The organism is Chitinophaga sp. 30R24, from assembly GCF_049056765.1.
Classification (GTDB): Bacteria; Bacteroidota; Bacteroidia; order Chitinophagales; family Chitinophagaceae; genus Chitinophaga.
This window is the reverse complement of record NZ_JBJGXX010000001.1, coordinates 1,348,011-1,364,382: the sequence shown is the minus strand read 5'-3', so window position 1 is coordinate 1,364,382 and position 16,372 is coordinate 1,348,011. Positions and strand designations below refer to the sequence as shown.

16 protein-coding genes are annotated in these 16,372 nt (G+C 43.9%); 10 read left to right on the top strand and 6 right to left on the bottom strand.

What is annotated here, in order from left to right; translation table 11 throughout:
• Positions 1-158 precede the first annotated feature (158 nt).
• From rlmN to ACDQ55_RS05760, 3 genes are read left to right on the top strand one after another with little or no spacing between them, the layout of a single operon-like run.
• Positions 159-1,202, top strand: coding sequence for a 23S rRNA (adenine(2503)-C(2))-methyltransferase RlmN (gene rlmN, locus ACDQ55_RS05770; protein ID WP_420980260.1), 1,044 nt, complete (start codon positions 159-161; stop codon positions 1,200-1,202).
• 58 nt (positions 1,203-1,260) lie between these two features.
• Positions 1,261-2,700, top strand: a complete 1,440-nt coding sequence (locus ACDQ55_RS05765) for a pseudouridine synthase (protein ID WP_420980258.1) — start codon at positions 1,261-1,263, stop codon at positions 2,698-2,700.
• Between the two features lie 19 nt (positions 2,701-2,719).
• Positions 2,720-3,460, top strand: a complete 741-nt coding sequence (locus ACDQ55_RS05760; protein WP_420980257.1) for an RluA family pseudouridine synthase — start codon at positions 2,720-2,722, stop codon at positions 3,458-3,460.
• Between the two features lie 106 nt (positions 3,461-3,566).
• On the opposite strand, the gene ACDQ55_RS05755 is transcribed toward ACDQ55_RS05760, so the two are convergent.
• On the bottom strand, positions 3,567-4,202 hold the full coding sequence (locus tag ACDQ55_RS05755) for a peroxiredoxin (protein WP_420980256.1): 636 nt from the start codon (positions 4,200-4,202) through the stop codon (positions 3,567-3,569).
• A gap of 550 nt (positions 4,203-4,752) precedes the next feature.
• Entirely contained in the window at positions 4,753-5,385 is a 633-nt protein-coding gene (locus ACDQ55_RS05750) for a hypothetical protein (protein WP_420980255.1), read from the bottom strand.
• Positions 5,386-5,524: 139 nt separating this feature from the next.
• Between ACDQ55_RS05750 and ACDQ55_RS05745 the strand changes: the two genes are divergently transcribed.
• Positions 5,525-6,529, top strand: a complete 1,005-nt coding sequence (locus tag ACDQ55_RS05745) for a helix-turn-helix transcriptional regulator (RefSeq protein WP_420980254.1) — start codon at positions 5,525-5,527, stop codon at positions 6,527-6,529.
• 79 nt (positions 6,530-6,608) lie between these two features.
• Here ACDQ55_RS05745 and ACDQ55_RS05740 read toward each other — a convergent pair whose 3' ends face one another.
• Positions 6,609-7,319, bottom strand: coding sequence for a hypothetical protein (locus ACDQ55_RS05740; RefSeq protein WP_420980253.1), 711 nt, complete (start codon positions 7,317-7,319; stop codon positions 6,609-6,611).
• Positions 7,320-7,445: 126 nt separating this feature from the next.
• Between ACDQ55_RS05740 and ade the strand changes: the two genes are divergently transcribed.
• Positions 7,446-9,086: an adenine deaminase gene (gene ade, locus ACDQ55_RS05735; RefSeq protein ID WP_420980252.1), complete on the top strand. Its 1,641-nt coding sequence runs from the start codon at positions 7,446-7,448 to the stop codon at positions 9,084-9,086.
• A gap of 29 nt (positions 9,087-9,115) precedes the next feature.
• Here ade and ACDQ55_RS05730 read toward each other — a convergent pair whose 3' ends face one another.
• A complete protein-coding gene (locus ACDQ55_RS05730) occupies positions 9,116-10,207 on the bottom strand; it encodes an anhydro-N-acetylmuramic acid kinase (protein ID WP_420980251.1) in 1,092 nt (363 codons plus the stop codon).
• A 94-nt stretch (positions 10,208-10,301) separates the two neighbouring features.
• On the opposite strand from ACDQ55_RS05730, the gene ACDQ55_RS05725 reads away from it, so the two are divergent.
• The 5 genes from ACDQ55_RS05725 to ACDQ55_RS05705 all read left to right on the top strand — a co-directional run bounded on the left by ACDQ55_RS05725 (position 10,302) and on the right by ACDQ55_RS05705 (position 14,335).
• Positions 10,302-10,673, top strand: coding sequence for a carboxypeptidase-like regulatory domain-containing protein (locus ACDQ55_RS05725; RefSeq protein ID WP_420980250.1), 372 nt, complete (start codon positions 10,302-10,304; stop codon positions 10,671-10,673).
• A gap of 111 nt (positions 10,674-10,784) precedes the next feature.
• Positions 10,785-11,438 (top strand): uracil phosphoribosyltransferase, encoded by a 654-nt coding sequence (upp, locus tag ACDQ55_RS05720; RefSeq protein ID WP_420980249.1) that lies wholly within the window; start codon positions 10,785-10,787, stop codon positions 11,436-11,438.
• A 171-nt stretch (positions 11,439-11,609) separates the two neighbouring features.
• Complete coding sequence (locus ACDQ55_RS05715; protein ID WP_420980248.1) at positions 11,610-12,623, top strand: PorP/SprF family type IX secretion system membrane protein; 1,014 nt, start codon at positions 11,610-11,612, stop codon at positions 12,621-12,623.
• A gap of 234 nt (positions 12,624-12,857) precedes the next feature.
• A complete protein-coding gene (locus ACDQ55_RS05710) occupies positions 12,858-13,622 on the top strand; it encodes an EI24 domain-containing protein (protein ID WP_420980246.1) in 765 nt (254 codons plus the stop codon).
• Positions 13,622-14,335, top strand: coding sequence for an SAM-dependent methyltransferase (locus tag ACDQ55_RS05705; protein ID WP_420980244.1), 714 nt, complete (start codon positions 13,622-13,624; stop codon positions 14,333-14,335). The genes ACDQ55_RS05710 and ACDQ55_RS05705 overlap by 1 nt, the downstream gene beginning before the upstream one ends.
• A gap of 64 nt (positions 14,336-14,399) precedes the next feature.
• Here ACDQ55_RS05705 and ACDQ55_RS05700 read toward each other — a convergent pair whose 3' ends face one another.
• Entirely contained in the window at positions 14,400-14,798 is a 399-nt protein-coding gene (locus ACDQ55_RS05700) for a hypothetical protein (RefSeq protein ID WP_420980243.1), read from the bottom strand.
• A gap of 23 nt (positions 14,799-14,821) precedes the next feature.
• Positions 14,822-16,195: a M20/M25/M40 family metallo-hydrolase gene (locus ACDQ55_RS05695; protein ID WP_420980241.1), complete on the bottom strand. Its 1,374-nt coding sequence runs from the start codon at positions 16,193-16,195 to the stop codon at positions 14,822-14,824.
• Positions 16,196-16,372 lie beyond the last annotated feature (177 nt).

Genomic DNA, 16,372 nt, shown 5'->3' with positions numbered 1-16,372 from the left:
AAATAAAGTACTTCCGGAGAACTCAACCAAGCCACCGGTATATTAGCCCTAAAGCAAGGTCTACCGCTACTTTGTCGCATTGCATAAAATATTACGTATCTTCGCCGCTACTTTCCGACTGCCGTAAGGGCAGGCATTTGCTCAATTAATGGTCAATAATGAAGTCTGACAATAAAAATATCCGGCATTTAAGTTTACCGGCTTTACAGGAATATTTCGGGTCTATAGGTGAAAAACCTTTCCGCGCAAAACAAGTGTATGAATGGCTATGGCTGCGTCACGCAGAAAGTTTCGACGCGATGACCAACCTCTCCCGAGAGCTAAGACAAAAACTTTCCGAGCACTTTACCTTGCCAGCCGTAACGGTAGATACCGTACAGCATAGCAACGATGGCACTATCAAAAGCCGTTTCCGTTTACACGACAACCACCTGGTGGAAGGCGTATTAATTCCAACAGATACCCGCCAGACTGCCTGCGTTTCCTCCCAAGTAGGATGCAGCCTCAGCTGTAAGTTCTGCGCAACCGGTTACATGGACCGTAAGCGCAACCTCGACTACGACGAAATCTATGATGAGGTGGCTTTGATTAACAAACAAGCTATGAGCTCCTATGGCAAAAAGCTGAGTAATATTGTATTTATGGGCATGGGAGAACCCCTCCTCAACTATAAAAACGTGCTGCAGGCCATTGAGCGTATTACCTCCCCGGATGGATTGGGTATGTCGCCCAAGCGTATTACGGTGTCTACCGCCGGCGTAGCTAAAATGATCCGGCAACTAGGTGATGATAAAGTACGCTTTAACCTAGCCCTTTCCCTGCATGCCGCCAACGATAAAAAACGTAGCGAGATCATGCCTATCAATGATTCCAATAACTTAAAGGAACTGATTGATGCGCTGAACTACTTTTATAAAGCCACTGGCAACGAAATATCTTTCGAATATATCCTCTTTAAAGATTTTAACGACTCTAAAGAAGATGCAGACGAACTCATCAAGATCTACCGGCAAGTACCTGCCGATCTGGTAAATATCATCGAATATAATCCAATTGATATGGCCCTTTTCAGGAAACCAGATGCACAAACCGCCGAAGAATTCATGGAATATCTTGGTAAAAACCGTGTGAATGCGCGATTACGCCGCAGCCGTGGGAAAGATATTGACGCTGCATGTGGACAACTGGCCAACAAGGGTTAATCATTCAAAAAAATCTTATTGATCATGCATATACATGATCATCAATCAATAATAATTTATGAGAAAAAAACAACCTGCTAAAAAAGGGTTTGCTCCTTCAAGGGAAACAAAGTTTGGTAAAAGTGACAAACCAGCAGGCAACCGCAACCGCAACCGTTCTACCGCTGACGGCGAAAGGCCAGGAAGAACTTCTGCAACAGATAAACGCAGTGATGATACCGCTTCCTTCCGGAAACCACGCTTCGGTGGTGAAACCCAAAAGGAAGAACGTCCCTCTTTCCGGAAAAACGGCACAACAGATAACGACAGATCTTTCCGGAAAAACAATTCAGCCACTCCTGGTAGCGACAAACCTTTGCGCAAACGCACCTATAGCACAGGCAAAAACACAGAAGAACGCACTTTCAGCGACTTCAACAAAAAAGAAAGATCCAGCTCTGACCATACTGCTCCTAAAAGCAACTTCCGCAAAACGGAAGAACGCCCTCATAAATACGAAAAAGCAGGCAACGACAAACCGCCACGCAAACGTACTTACGGCAGCGCTAGCCAAAAAAGCGACGACAGCGCATTCCACTTTCATGGAGATAGTAAAAAAGGTGGCAAATTCGCTTCAAAGGAAACTCCCAGCGGATTTAACCGTAAGAAATATTTCGACAAAGCCAATGAGCGCTTTGCCGATAAACAAGACCGGAAACGTATAAAAATAAAAACCTCCCCCAGGGACCAGGAAACAGATAGAACAGATAGAAAAACTTCCAAAGAAAGCAATTTCGGCCCCGGAGAGATGCCGTTGAATAAATATATCGCCCACTGTGGACTCTGCTCCCGCAGAAAAGCAGTAGACTTTATCAAAGAAGGTAAAGTAACCGTAAATGGTCAGGTAGTTACCGAACCCGCTACCAAAGTAAGCGGCAGCGATACCGTAACAATGCAGGATAAAAAAATCCAGCTAACTAAAAACCTGGTCTACATCCTGCTCAACAAACCCAAGGGATACATCACTACCACCGATGATCCGGAAGGCCGCAAAACCGTAATGGACCTGATACAGGATGCCACCGAAAATGAAAGGGTGTACCCTGTAGGCCGCCTAGACCGTAATACTTCCGGCTTATTGCTGCTGACAAATGACGGCGAACTGGCCCAAAGGCTGGCGCATCCCAAACATAATATCAAAAAAATCTACCAGGTTGAGCTGGACAAAGCGTTAACCAAAGCAGATTTTGAAAAAATTATTGCCGGCGTAACGCTGGAAGACGGCGTAGCCATAGTAGATGCACTGGGATATGTAGATCCGAAAGATAAAAAGCAGGTAGGCATCGAAATCCATAGCGGAAAGAACCGTATCGTGCGCCGCATTTTTGAACATCTCGAATATACGGTAGAAAAGCTGGATCGTGTGATGTATGCCGGTTTGACCAAAAAAACGCTGAATCGTGGCCAATGGCGCTTTCTAACAGAGAAAGAGGTAATCCTGCTGAAACATTTTAAATAAATAACTGCCAAATAAGCCGATGCGATTAGTAGATCATATTTTACTCGAAACACCTGATTTTGTTATTGTGAATAAGCCGTCTGGTATGCTTACGCTGCCAGACCGGCACGATAACGAATTAACTTCCCTGATTGCCATCATGAAAAAGGCTTATGGAGAAATCTTCACTGTACACCGGTTAGACCGCGATACCAGCGGTATTATCTTATTTGCCCGCAATGAAGCCGCCCATAAATACTTTTCCCAACTTTTTGAAAGCAGGGATGTAAAAAAATATTACCTGGGATTAGTAAGTGGTCAGCTAGCCACCAAGCAAGGAAATATCAACGAAGGCATCATGGAGCATCCTGTGCAAAAGGGGAAAATGGTGACCAACCGGAAAGGCAAACCCTCTTCTACCGACTATGAAGTATTGGAAGAATTTGGACTGTACAGCCTGGTAAAAATGCAGATCCATACTGGCCGTACCCATCAGATCAGGGTACACATGAAACACCTGGGCCACCCAATTGCGGTGGATGAATTTTATGGAAGCGCTCAACCAGTATTACTATCGGCCATCAAGAAAAAATTTAAACTGGGTAAACATACCGAGGAAGAACGCCCCTTATTGAGCCGGTTGGCACTGCATGCCTCTATGCTTATTTTTAAAGACCCTACCGGGAAAGAATATACTATAGAAGCCCCTTTACCTAAAGATATGAGCGCACTGCTTACACAACTGCGGAAACATCGCGGCAAAAAAGAGCAGGAGTCTTAATGAAGTTGGAACATAAAAAAAACGGGGAGAAATCCCCGTTTCGTAAAAATCAAAAACCAACCATTAAAAAATCTTTATCAAAAAGCCATCCAATGGCTATCACTACTTATTTATTTGGCTGCGGTGTTGTTCTCAGATAAGGCTTAATAATGGTATGGCCTTTCGGAAAACGTGCAGGAATATCTGCAGTAGGCACTGCTGCCGTTACAATTACATCTTCACCATCTTTCCAGTCTGCCGGCGTGGCTACACTGTATTTAGCGGTCAACTGCAGGGAGTCGAGTACACGTAATACTTCCTGGAAATTCCTGCCAGTAGCGGCGGGATAGGTGATAATGAGCTTTACTTTCTTATCCGGACCTATTATAAACAATGATCTAACAGTAAAAGTTTCAGAAGCATTTGGATGAATCATATCATACAAGGTAGCTACTGTTCTGTTTTCGTCTGCAATAATAGGAAAAGTTACGTCACACTGTTGCGTTTCGTTAATATCATTTATCCAGCTTAAGTGTTTATCCAGGGGATCTACACTGACAGCCAGCACTTTAGTATTACGCTTTGCAAACTCATCTTTCAATAAAGCGGTTTTACCTAATTCAGTAGTACATACTGGGGTAAAGTCTGCAGGATGCGAGAATAAAATACCCCAACCATCTCCGAGGAAATCGTAAAAATCTATTTCCCCTAAAGTGGTATTTGCTTTGAAATCAGGAGCGATATCTCCCAGTCTTAAACTCATAGTTTTACGATTTAATTGATCAAAAATAGTATTTTCCTACAAAATTTATAGACTTTAAGGGATTTTTTTCTCAATTTTGCACTTTTTTTTCTGGGGTAATGATTGGAGCTAACAAACAATGGTCTAGGGCTCATTCAATGGATAAATGGGGTTATTCAATGGGTAAATGGGGCTTTCAATGGATAATAGGGTTATTTAAATTAGCACAATGGATGAACAGAGGGGTAATGGCTCAAACAATGGATAAAACGGGGGCTTTCATTCAATAGATAAAAAGTTGCATCCAATGGACAAAAGAAGATTCATTCAATGAATCAAATTTGGGGTACATATCTTTTGGGGTTGCCATTTAATTTAATAGTTAATACTTGTATTAGCAAACAGCATACCCGATTGCCAGAATTAAACTGATTATTTCACCAACTCATCCTTATCGTACTACTTTAAACTGATAATTTATCCCTGGTGTATTACCTTATTCTACTCTGATTTCCAGAAAATTATACCTCGTACATCCCTGTCCAAGGGCAAAGAGGCACCAGCACTCATTTTACCTCTGATTGCCAGGATTTGAGGCATAAAGCTGCCAGGCATAATAAGCCATACTGAACTTGTGATCATTCTCAAGTCCTGCTTTTATCCGGGCAGCTCCATCCCCCAGTTCTACTTCAATAAATCCGAGATATAGGTTATAGGCATCATGAAGCCACTGTATACAATAGTCCATTTTTTCATTGCGATCATCTCCCGGCCCTGGCGTAACAACTGGTAACTGCGGAGCTACCGGTAGCGGCACGGCACGCTCAATGTAATAACAAGCTTCATCAGCATAGTTTTCCGCCCCGTCTTCGTGCCGGAGATTGGGCTTTTTAACATAAAAAATAAGGTTATCAAATACCACCGCGGCGCCCAATTCTGCTTCCAGATCAATAATATCTGGCGTCCGGCACATGTCTTCCAGTTTTTTCACAATTGTCATTTGCACCGCATCATGTTTATCTTGTGTAAACCGTAGCATGGAATTCATTACTTCATAAGTAGTTACAAAATCGCAGGAATACCACTGATTCTGCTGTTGCACCTGTCCCCATAGTGTCAGATAATTGGAATCGTCCATAATAATCTGTCCTATTGAAATAGCTTGTACAGGGGTAGTTGCTGTGGTTGTATTTACTTTATTCATCACCGTTAGGCTTTAATAACAATACAAAACTACCAACCTTGCACGCAAACTATTTGCGTAGTGAATATTTGTTTATAATTTTTAAAACCTTACTGCCAAAACAGGGAAATGTTTATTTTTATTTCCTAAATCTTATCTTTTGCCAAAGAATAAAGACGCAGTATCTCGCTACCGGTGGATTGACGAGCGGCTGCGCAGCAAGCAGAAAACCAAACCTAACCTGGACGATCTGATTGAATATGTATCCGAGAAAATGGGGATGCAAATTTCCGTTCGTACTATACAAAAAGACATCCAGGACATGCGCCAGGACCCTGAACTGAACTATATGGCGCCTATTGTGTACAACCGTAGCAGCGGCACCTACCGCTATTCGGACGAAAACTTTTCTATCGGTAATTCACCTATAGAAGAAGCAGACCTACAGGGGCTGGAAATTGCTATCGGTATACTAGAACAATTCCGTAGCCTGCCCGTAGTGCAACAGTTCGAGGACGCTATCCTCAAAATAGCCGCCAGTCTCAAAATGAACCGGGAAGCCCTTCAACATAAAGGCCTCATTAAATTCAGCCGGGCTTCCCAATACAAAGGCGCGGAACACATCCCCGAAATTGTAGACGCTATTAAGAATCTGGAGGTGATCCGTATTGCTTATCAAAGTTTTGAACGCGATGAGCCTAAAGAACATTGGGTAGAACCATATCACCTGCGCGAATACCAACACCGTTTTTATTTGATCGGCAAAAGCCAGCAAACCCGGGGTGGGGCAGTGATCACATTCGCATTGGACCGGGTAGTAAAACTCTGGCCTACCAATAAACACTTTGATGAAAAAAATTTTGATGACGCCAGCTACTTCCAACACGCGGTAGGTATTACCGTACATGAGGGAGAACCTGAACATGTACTGCTCAGCTTTACCCCACGGCAAGGAAAATATGTAAAATCACAACCCATCCATACCTCCCAAAAAGTAATAGAGGATAACCATCAGGAATGCCGTATATCCCTTCACGTAGTAATCAACCCAGAACTTACCATGACGCTGCTCAGCTACGGCGCACAGGTTACAATATTACAACCGGCACACCTGGCCAACAGATTAAAAGAAGAAGCATTGGCAATGGCCACCTTGTATAAATGATAAAAAAAGGCCGGTCGTTGCAACAGATGGTGAGGACACCTTTTACTGCAACGACCGGCCTTTTTTATGTTTTCTTATCCTACGGCTTAGCAAACAAGCTCTCTGCCAAAGGTTGATTATTTTCTATCTTATCAATATGGATTTTTACGCCTCCTGGGCTTTGCTCCGTTACTGCGGCATAAGTAATGCCATCAGGGGTTTTCTTATAGTCTGAAAACAATGTTTCGAGATCTAATTCCTGGCCTTGCAGGTTAACATGGTTAACTGCCTTCACCAGCAAAAAAGTTTGAGTATCCAGGTACACAATACCCTGGGTACCATCAGCAGAAGTGATTTTCAGTTTATAAGCAGATGCCCCATTCACTGCCTCCTGGCCTTGCAGCTCGATCTTTTTGCCTTTGCCCTTGTAATCATATAGCTCTCCTCTCAGGTCTAACTGGGATTTCATCATTTTTACCAACTGCGCATCCATATCTTGGGCACTGGTTTGCATCATCACCGGCATTAATGTCCATCCGGAATCATGATTAATCACCTGTACATTGTTGGTGCCCATAACGCTGAATTCCAATCTCATCGCCTCGTTCTGCTTTACCCACCTTTTTACCGGCACGGTTTGTCCCTGCACTTCCATACTGCCTTCTATGTACTCAGTCTTAATGCCTTTTAATTTATCTGCGCCTCCCATAGCCGCAATATTTTTGGCTACAATTTCATCTACAGACTGAGCATAAGCGCCCGCGCCTATTAGTAAGGCCATCAACAGCGTAAAAAATTTAACCCTTGTCATAAACAGTTTTATTGATAATGAATTACAATACCAGTAATTAAAGATAACCAAAAAAACATCTGCCTCCTCACTTCTTCCAAAATAGGTTTGTATGGTACAATCCTCTCTATTGTTTAGATTTACGGTATGAAAACATTTCAGTTATCCGGCAACCTGGTAGATATATTCCAACAGGAAATATATCCGGCCACTATTTATGTGGAAAACGGTTACATCCGCAATATTGAGCGCAACAACAACAGCTATTCCCAATACTTACTACCAGGCTTCACAGATGCACATGTACATATCGAGAGCTCTATGCTGATTCCTTCCGAATTTGCCCGTATGGCTGTAGTACATGGCACCATTGCCACGGTAAGCGACCCACATGAAATTGCTAATGTAATGGGGGTGAAAGGCGTGGAATACATGCTGGAAAACGGGCGGCAGGTGCCTTTCCGTTTTAATTTTGGAGCGCCCTCCTGCGTACCCGCTACCATATTTGAAACTGCCGGCGCCACCGTAGATGTGGCCGATATTGAAGCGTTATTGCAACGGGAGGATATCAGGTACCTCACAGAAATGATGAATTTCCCCGGCGTATTGCATAAAGACCCGGAAGTACTGGCTAAAATCGCTGCAGCCCAAAAAGCAGGCAAACCTGTAGATGGCCATGCACCCGGATTACGCGGTGAAGCTGCCCGGGAATACATTGAAGCCGGTATCAGCACCGACCACGAATGTTTTACTATAGAAGAAGCAAAAGACAAATTACAATACGGCATGCACATTCTCATCCGGGAAGGAAGCGCCGCCAAAAACTTTGAAGCACTGTATCCGCTGCTATACGATCATGCTGCAAGCATCATGTTTTGCAGCGACGACAAACATCCAGATAGTTTGGAAGAAGGACATATTAACCTGCTGGTGAAACGTGCCTTGGCTTATGGCGTTCCCCTGTTCAATGTGTTGTGCGCTGCCTGCATTAATCCGGTATTACATTATAAACTTGACAACGGCCTGCTTCGTGTAAATGATCCGGCAGACTTTATTGTAATCAACGACCTTCAAAACTTTGATATATTGGCTACTTATATAGCGGGCGAAAAAGTAGCTGAAAACGGACATACCCTCATTGCGTCCACGCCTTCTGTACCTGTTAATAATTTTACGGCAGACAAAATAAATCCGGATAATTTACGTATACCCGCTCCCGATAGCAACGCCGGAACTATCACGGTAAAGGCAATAGAAGCGTTGGACGGGCAACTTATCACCAATGCCATCACCACAGCGCTACCTGTTGCGAATGGATTAATACAAAACAGCACAGAGAAAGACATACTAAAACTCGTAGTGGTGAACCGCTACCGGAAAGCCCCACCTGCCCTCGCATTCATTCATGGATTTGGGCTGCAACAGGGCGCTATCGCCTCTTCCGTAGCACACGACAGCCACAATATCATTGCGGTAGGCACAAGCGACGAAAGCCTGGTAGCTGCCATTAATGCGGTAATAGCAGAACAAGGTGGTATCAGTGTTGCAAATGAAAATAACGTATATACATTACCGTTACCAGTAGCCGGATTAATGAGTAACTTAGACGGATATACGATAGCTACACAGTATAGTACGCTGGATAAAGCGGCTAAAAAACTGGGATCTCCCCTAGCAGCACCATTCATGACTTTATCTTTTATGGCACTATTGGTAATACCCCATTTAAAGCTCAGCGACCTGGGATTATTTGACGGCGACAAATTTGAATTTACTGCTGGTTGCTAACTAATAAGCTGGCAACCAGCAGCCAGTACCTAATGGCTGATCCACAAAGCGCCATTAATGGCATTTCTCGTGGCGCCGGTTACTTCACTGAGTGTATTCTCTTCCTGCCTCCAACGCAACGCACCTATCAAAGCCATAATCAGGGCTTCTTTATAGTTAATGGTTTGTTCGTCTGGAATGGTGACAGTAATATCCAATGGCATTAACTTTTCCTGTATGAGCTGTACCAGGAAAGTATTAAAGGCGCCACCACCGGTGATCAACATATTGGCTGTACCTTCCGGAAGTTGGGATTTCAGCGCTTTCGCCGCATGAGCTACTTGGATAGCAATGTGTTCCGCATAAGTACGCAGTTTACCCTGTACAGATATTCTTAGCTCATGGATCATGGGCAATATGGTAGCGGTTCCAAAATCATTGTCCAGCGACTTTGGCCAGGGGGCAGCATAATAAGCCAGTCCGTTCAGTTGTGCCAACAAATGATTGTCTATAACACCCCCGGCTGCTAAGGCGCCGCCATTATCATAAGGTTTATTAAGCGCCGCTACCAGGGAATTTAATACCTGGTTTGCCGGACAAATATCAAAAGCAACGAAACCGTTACTGGTTTGGGCAGAAATATTGGCGATCCCACCCAGATTCAGCCAATACTGATACCCCGAAAACAGGTATTTTTCGCCAATAGGCACAATGGGAGCGCCCTGGCCGCCAAGGGCCACATCCAATGCTCGCAGGTCTGTTATCACTGGTAAGCCGGTTACCGCAGTAATGGCTGCACCATCGCCCAGTTGAGCCGTCATTTTATCCGATGGCAGATGAAAGGTGGTATGACCATGAGAGGCGATAAAATGTATTTTATGATCCAGCTGATTTTTTTCTATAAAAGAGAGAATACGTTGGCCGGTGTAGTGTCCGTAGGCGGTATGCAACAATAAGTAATCCCGTGCAGATAAAGCAGTGGCTCCAGCCAGCCTATCGGCCCATTCCGGCTCATATGGCAGGGTTTCTGCTGCTTTAATAGCATAAGTCCACTGTCCGCGTATTTCTGTTAATTCTGCAAAAACAATATCCAGTCCGTCTAATGAACTACCAGACATGGTACCGATCACATTATATACCATCGACAAAAAATTTCAGCAAAGGTAGTTTTAAAATATTTTTTCCTGGTTATGGAAAAAGCAGGCTTTCCCTCATCTTAATAAGAAAAACAAAGCCATGAAAAAATATCTCGCTTTATTATGGCTCTTCTGCTTCATTGGTATTCCGGCTTTTGCACAGCAGCGGGTCATTACCGGTATTGTATCTGATAGTAGTAATAAGCCCATCCAGAACGCGGTTGTACGTGAGAAGGAAACAGGTTTTAGTATGGCCACCACAGACAAAACAGGACACTTCAGCCTGAAAGTGGCAACAGATAACGTTACCCTGGAAGTAAATGCTGCCGGTTACGGCCATACCAACATTACAGTACCGGCTTACCAAAAAAAGGTACAAATAATGTTAAGCCCGCTACAACAATTAGTGAACAAAAATGACCGGCGGCGGTATATTATGGGCAATCAAAAAGACACCGGGCGTAAACAATAAGCCGGAACACCGGCAGCAGTATTCTATCCACCAGGTAAAATGCCAAAGCTGCCGGATAAGCAGTAGTTACACCAAATTTTTCGGTAATTTGCGCCCTCAAAGGGAAAGCTCATGATTATCAATTTAAGTGATACTAATTCATTGGTGGGAGAATGGTTAAGCGAGATCAGAAATGCAGACATTCAACAAGACCGCATGCGCTTCCGGCGTAACATGGAACGACTGGGCGAAATTGCGGCGTACGAAATCAGTAAAACGCTTGAATACGAAGAGCGGGAAGTGACTACCCCGATGGGGATCGCTACTTGCCGGGTATTAAAATCCCAACCCGTACTGGCTACCATCTTACGTGCCGGCCTGGCACTCCACCAAGGTTTACTCCACTACTTCGACAAAGCAAACCATGCGTTTGTTTCTGCCTACCGTAAGCATAATCATGACGGCTCTTTTGATATCAGCCTAGAATATGTAAGTACCCCGGTTATAGAAGGTCAGGTACTGATTATTTCTGATCCTATGCTGGCCACCGGCGCTTCCCTGGTGAAAACCATTGAGCACCTGGAAGAAATCGGGAAACCTAGCCACATCCACCTAGTAGTAGCCATCGCCTGTACAGTAGGTCTTGAATATGTATTACGCAACACTACATCCAACCTTACCGTCTGGGCAGGAGACATCGATGATGAACTGACTGCCAAGGGATATATTGTTCCTGGACTTGGCGATGCGGGAGATCTGGCTTTTGGAACTAAAATACAACAATAGGTAACTTTAATCGTTATACGAATAGCAGTTTTGTATCTCTACACAGATCAAAACTGCTATTCTTTTTTTATTTTATCAGTTTTTTTATACATGAATTTAATTTGCGATATGATTTAATTAACGTACCTTCACCCACATTGCATAATACCCTATGCTTTAAGCTTAATTATTATGAAAAGAGCTTTACTATTCCTGACCATATTGCTTTATTTCAATCCTTTGCGGGCACAGGACCCGCACTTTTCTCAGTTTTTCGCCTCTCCACTTACCCTTAACCCAGCATTTACAGGCCTATTTTCCGGAGACTACCGTTTATCTGGTAACTACCGCTCACAATGGCGCAGCATATCAACGCCTTTTGTAACCGGTACTGCAGCAATTGATTTCGGCATCCTAAAAAATACGATCTCGTATACAGACATCTGGGGCGTAGGAATTATGGCGATGTATGACAGAACTGGCGGCGGTGCGCTCACCTCCAATTATATTTCTTTCAGTACAGCCTACCACAAAGGCCTCGACCCGGAAGGAAACCATACGCTCGCAATCGGCTTGCAGGGAACTTTGGTACAGAAAAGAGTAGACAACACCAAACTACAATTTGAAAACCAAATTGATAACAACGGATATAACCCGGCCATTCCCAGCAATGAAACCCTCATCAATCCGAAAATTTCCTACTTCGATCCCAATGTGGGCATTTTATATAATGGCTTAATCGGAGATGCCTCCAACATCTACCTGGGAGCCTCTTACTACCATATCACCCAACCTACCGAATCTTTCATGAACATCACCCAAAACCGTCTCAGTTACCGCTGGACGCTGCATGGAGGAGGCTCTGTTCCGGTAAATGGGAAAGACCGTTTTCATACCAGCATCCTGTATATGAAACAAAGCACCGCCTCCGAATTTACCTTTGGCGGCGCCTATGGCTTCACTCTCGATGATACAGATGACAACCCAACCACCTTTTACCTGGGTAGCTGGTACCGCCTGAAAGATGCGATCATCCCGTATGTTGGCATGGAAATCAAAGGATTTCAGGTAGGGCTCACCTACGATACCAACGTATCTACCCTCAAACCCGCTTCCAACTACCGCGGAGGTATTGAAATCTCATTGATATATATTCGCACCAAAAACGAAAATAATAAGTACAAAACACTTTGCCCTCGCTTCTAATCAATGCGATGTAGGGTGATTTTTTTGGGGTGAAATAGGGCTAATAGGTGATTTAATGATCCCGATTGGCGGAGAGCCGCATATATTTTATCTTTACCGGCCCCGAAAAGGGAATGTGATGAAATGATTTTAATGATTATCTTGACTTCCTTGGCCAGGATTAATCATCAAAGCCATTTCATCACATCTGATCTTTATGCATCAGGGCAATCAAAAAATTATTCAAATCACATTATGTTTTCGTTTAGAGAAGTACTGTTTGCCATTCAATCTTACGGGAAGGCCCACCAATTTATCATGCAGCATAAATTATGGAAATGGATACTCATACCAGGTATCATTTACTGCTTGCTGTTTTTCCTGGGTTTTTATTTTGTGTGGGGCTATTCCGGCGATTTTGTGGAATATCTAACCAGGCTTTTACATATTACAGAGTGGATACAGGACCTGGAAAGCAGCTGGATCAGCTTTCTCTTTATCCTGGTGGCTTTCTCCATCCGGATCGTATTTGTATTCTGGTATTTTTCTTATTTCAAATACCTTTTCCTGATAATCGCGTCCCCCGTTTTCTCTTACCTCTCAGAAAAAACAGAAGCGCTACTCGAGTATAAAGATTTTCCTTTCAGCTGGTCGCAGCTCGGGCAGGATATATTACGGGGCATTAAAATGTCGTGCCGCAACATTGTTTACCAAACTGCTGCCATACTGGTATTACTATTGGTTTCCTTTATACCCGTTATCGGTTGGCTTACCCCCATGGTAGGTTTCTTTATAGAATCTTACTTTTACGGGTTTTCTATGATGGATTACAGTTGCGAACGGCATCGGCTAAACATGTCGCAGAGTATTGCATTTATCCGTCAGCACCGGGGTATGGCTCTTGGCAATGGCATGGTTTTCTATATATTTATGCTGGTGCCAATAGTTGGCTGGATGCTGGCTCCTTCCTATGCGGTAATTGCCGCCACTATCGACTTACAAAATAAAAGACTGAAATAATGAATACTCCCGGCAAAGTGTACCTGGTTCCTACTGTGTTGAGCGCCGATGCTTTATTCAGTATTCCTGCTTATGTAACTGCTATAGTACAGCAGTTGTCTGTTTTTTTTGTTGAAAATGAACGTACTGCCCGCCGCTATTTAAAAGCGCTCGACAGGAATATCAATATAGATAGCCTACAGCTATTGTTGATGAATGAAAACCAGCCACCAGACCTCGTCCTGGCTAAAAAACTGTTGTTGGAAGGGAAAAATATAGGTATCCTCAGTGAAGCCGGATGCCCGGCTATTGCAGACCCCGGCCACCTGATTGTAAGGATAGCACACAGCATCGATGCTCCTGTTATCCCAATGATCGGCCCCAATTCCATATTACTGGCCCTGATGGCCTCCGGCATGAATGGGCAAAACTTTCAGTTTGTAGGCTATCTGCCAATAAAGCCACCGGAAAGAATAAAAATGCTCCGGGAACTGGAATTGGAATCCGAACGTAAAAAACAAACCCAACTCTTTATAGAAACGCCTTATCGCAACAACCAGTTATTGAAAGATATCCTAGACAATTGTAAGGACCATACACAAGTTTGTATTGCAGCCGATATTACCGGCACCACAGAATACATTAAAACCAGAAGCGTTAGGGAATGGAAAAAACAATTGCCGGAATTACATAAAAGGCCGGCCATATTCCTGCTATATGCCGGGAAAGAATAGTCCTAAAAGTAATGTGGCGGTATCAATGGTTTGATACCGCCACATTACTTTTAGGTACAGTTACCTATTGGGCATAGGGCAAATCTTGCCCATTACTGTTCTTAATAATAATCACACTGTCTACAATAAACGGGCTATAGCCTCTCCAGGGAAGAGTGCCCAGGTATTCCTTATAGTGCAGCTCCACCCATTTCCCACTAGCCGTCATGAGTTGTTGCGCAATATGTGCATCACTCACTGAAAACTGGAATTCATTTGACTGGATAGCACCTGCTACCTTTCCCTTGTAACCAGATTGAATCAATTTGCCTTCGTAGGTTTTAAAAACATATCCTTTCTCTACAAAATAATTAAGCTCGCCTGCTTTTACGCCACGACCAAAAACAAAATAATATTTATAAAAGAATAAGCCTCCCAGTACTAATAAAATAATAGCAACTACGATAAAGACAAACCTGCCCATAAATTGGTTTTAATGTGATAAGATCAAAAATTCTCATCTACAAGATAAAGGAAAGCGGCCATACCCAAGGCTCCTAATTCCAATTCCCGTTTATTTACAGCTTCAAATACATCATTAGCAGCATGGTGAACATCGAAATAACGTTGGGAGTCTGGAGAAAGTTCACCCATTGGAGTACCTAACAGGGCATGAATCTGACCTACGTCCACGCCACCACCTTCTTCTGTGAAATCATATATACCATAGGGTTCTAGAAGAGGTCTCCAACCCAGTACTTTTGCTTTCAGCGCAGGGGGCAACGTAGTGATAAAACCACGGGGCGTAAAGCCACCAGCATCGCTTTCCAGGGCAAATACATGTTTTTCGTGACGGGCTTTTGCTACCTCGGCGTATTTTTTACCTCCACGACTGCCATTTTCTTCATTGGCAAACAATACCACCCGCAACGTATGCGCTGGCCGTATACCCAATGCTTTATAAGCCCGCAGCACTTCTATAGACTGTACACAACCGGTACCGTCATCATGTGCACCTTCTGCCACGTCCCAGGAGTCCAGATGCCCACCCACAGTAATATATTGGTCGGGGTATTTGCTCCCTTTTAATTCTGCGATCACATTATGGCCAATTGTATCCGGCAGCATTTCGCAATTGGTGCGCAGAAATACTTTGGCGCTGGCATCATCTTGTATACGTTGGCTCAGGCGATCGGCATCTTCGAGTCCTATTGCTACGGCTGGTATCTTAGGATAAGCGCTGTCGTACTGCATTGCGCCCGTATGTGGGAAGTTATTAGCGCCATGCGACATAGAACGTACAATAACCGCTAAAGCGCCATATTTCGCGGCGCGACTGGCACCCTGACCACGGTATTTCACCGCATCGCCATAAGCGTGGAAAGTTTTGATGTAAGTGGGATCAAAGTGATAATTATAAAACACAATTTTACCTTTCACCTCCTCTTTCTTCGCCTCCAGGTCGTCGAAAGAAGATACTTCCAATACCGGGGCCGTTACCCCATCCGGGCCACTCCCGACTGAGTTGCCCAGGGCCAGTATATTTAAAGGCAGTAAATAATCACGACGGCTGGAGATAATGCGGGCTTCCTCTCTGGCACCCCTCACCCAATGTGGCACCATGCAGGCCTGCAGATATACGGTGTCTGCCCCTGCCTCTTTTAGCGCATTTACGCCCCATTGTTCCGCTTTTACCATTCCCGGGGAGCCGGCTAAACGTCCTCCTACCTGTTTCGTTAAAACCCGTAGGTTCTCATAAGCTGTACTATGGGTAAGCACTTCATCCGCTAATTTTCTCAGTGTAATTGAATCTTTGTCCTGCGCTGCTACCAGGGTTGGCAAAGCACAGGCTAACAAAATTGGCATCATATATTTCATCATGCAGCAGGTTAATTTATCATTAAAACTACTAAAAAAGCTGAACGGTAAAAGCATAAAACATAACATGAACGTGACAAAGCAAGAAAAAAAACTGTAAAACCATTTACAGCAAAGGATTTAAAGCATCTATTTGCGGCCTGTGCCGGTGTTTACTGGATATTGCTGTCTTCAACTCCT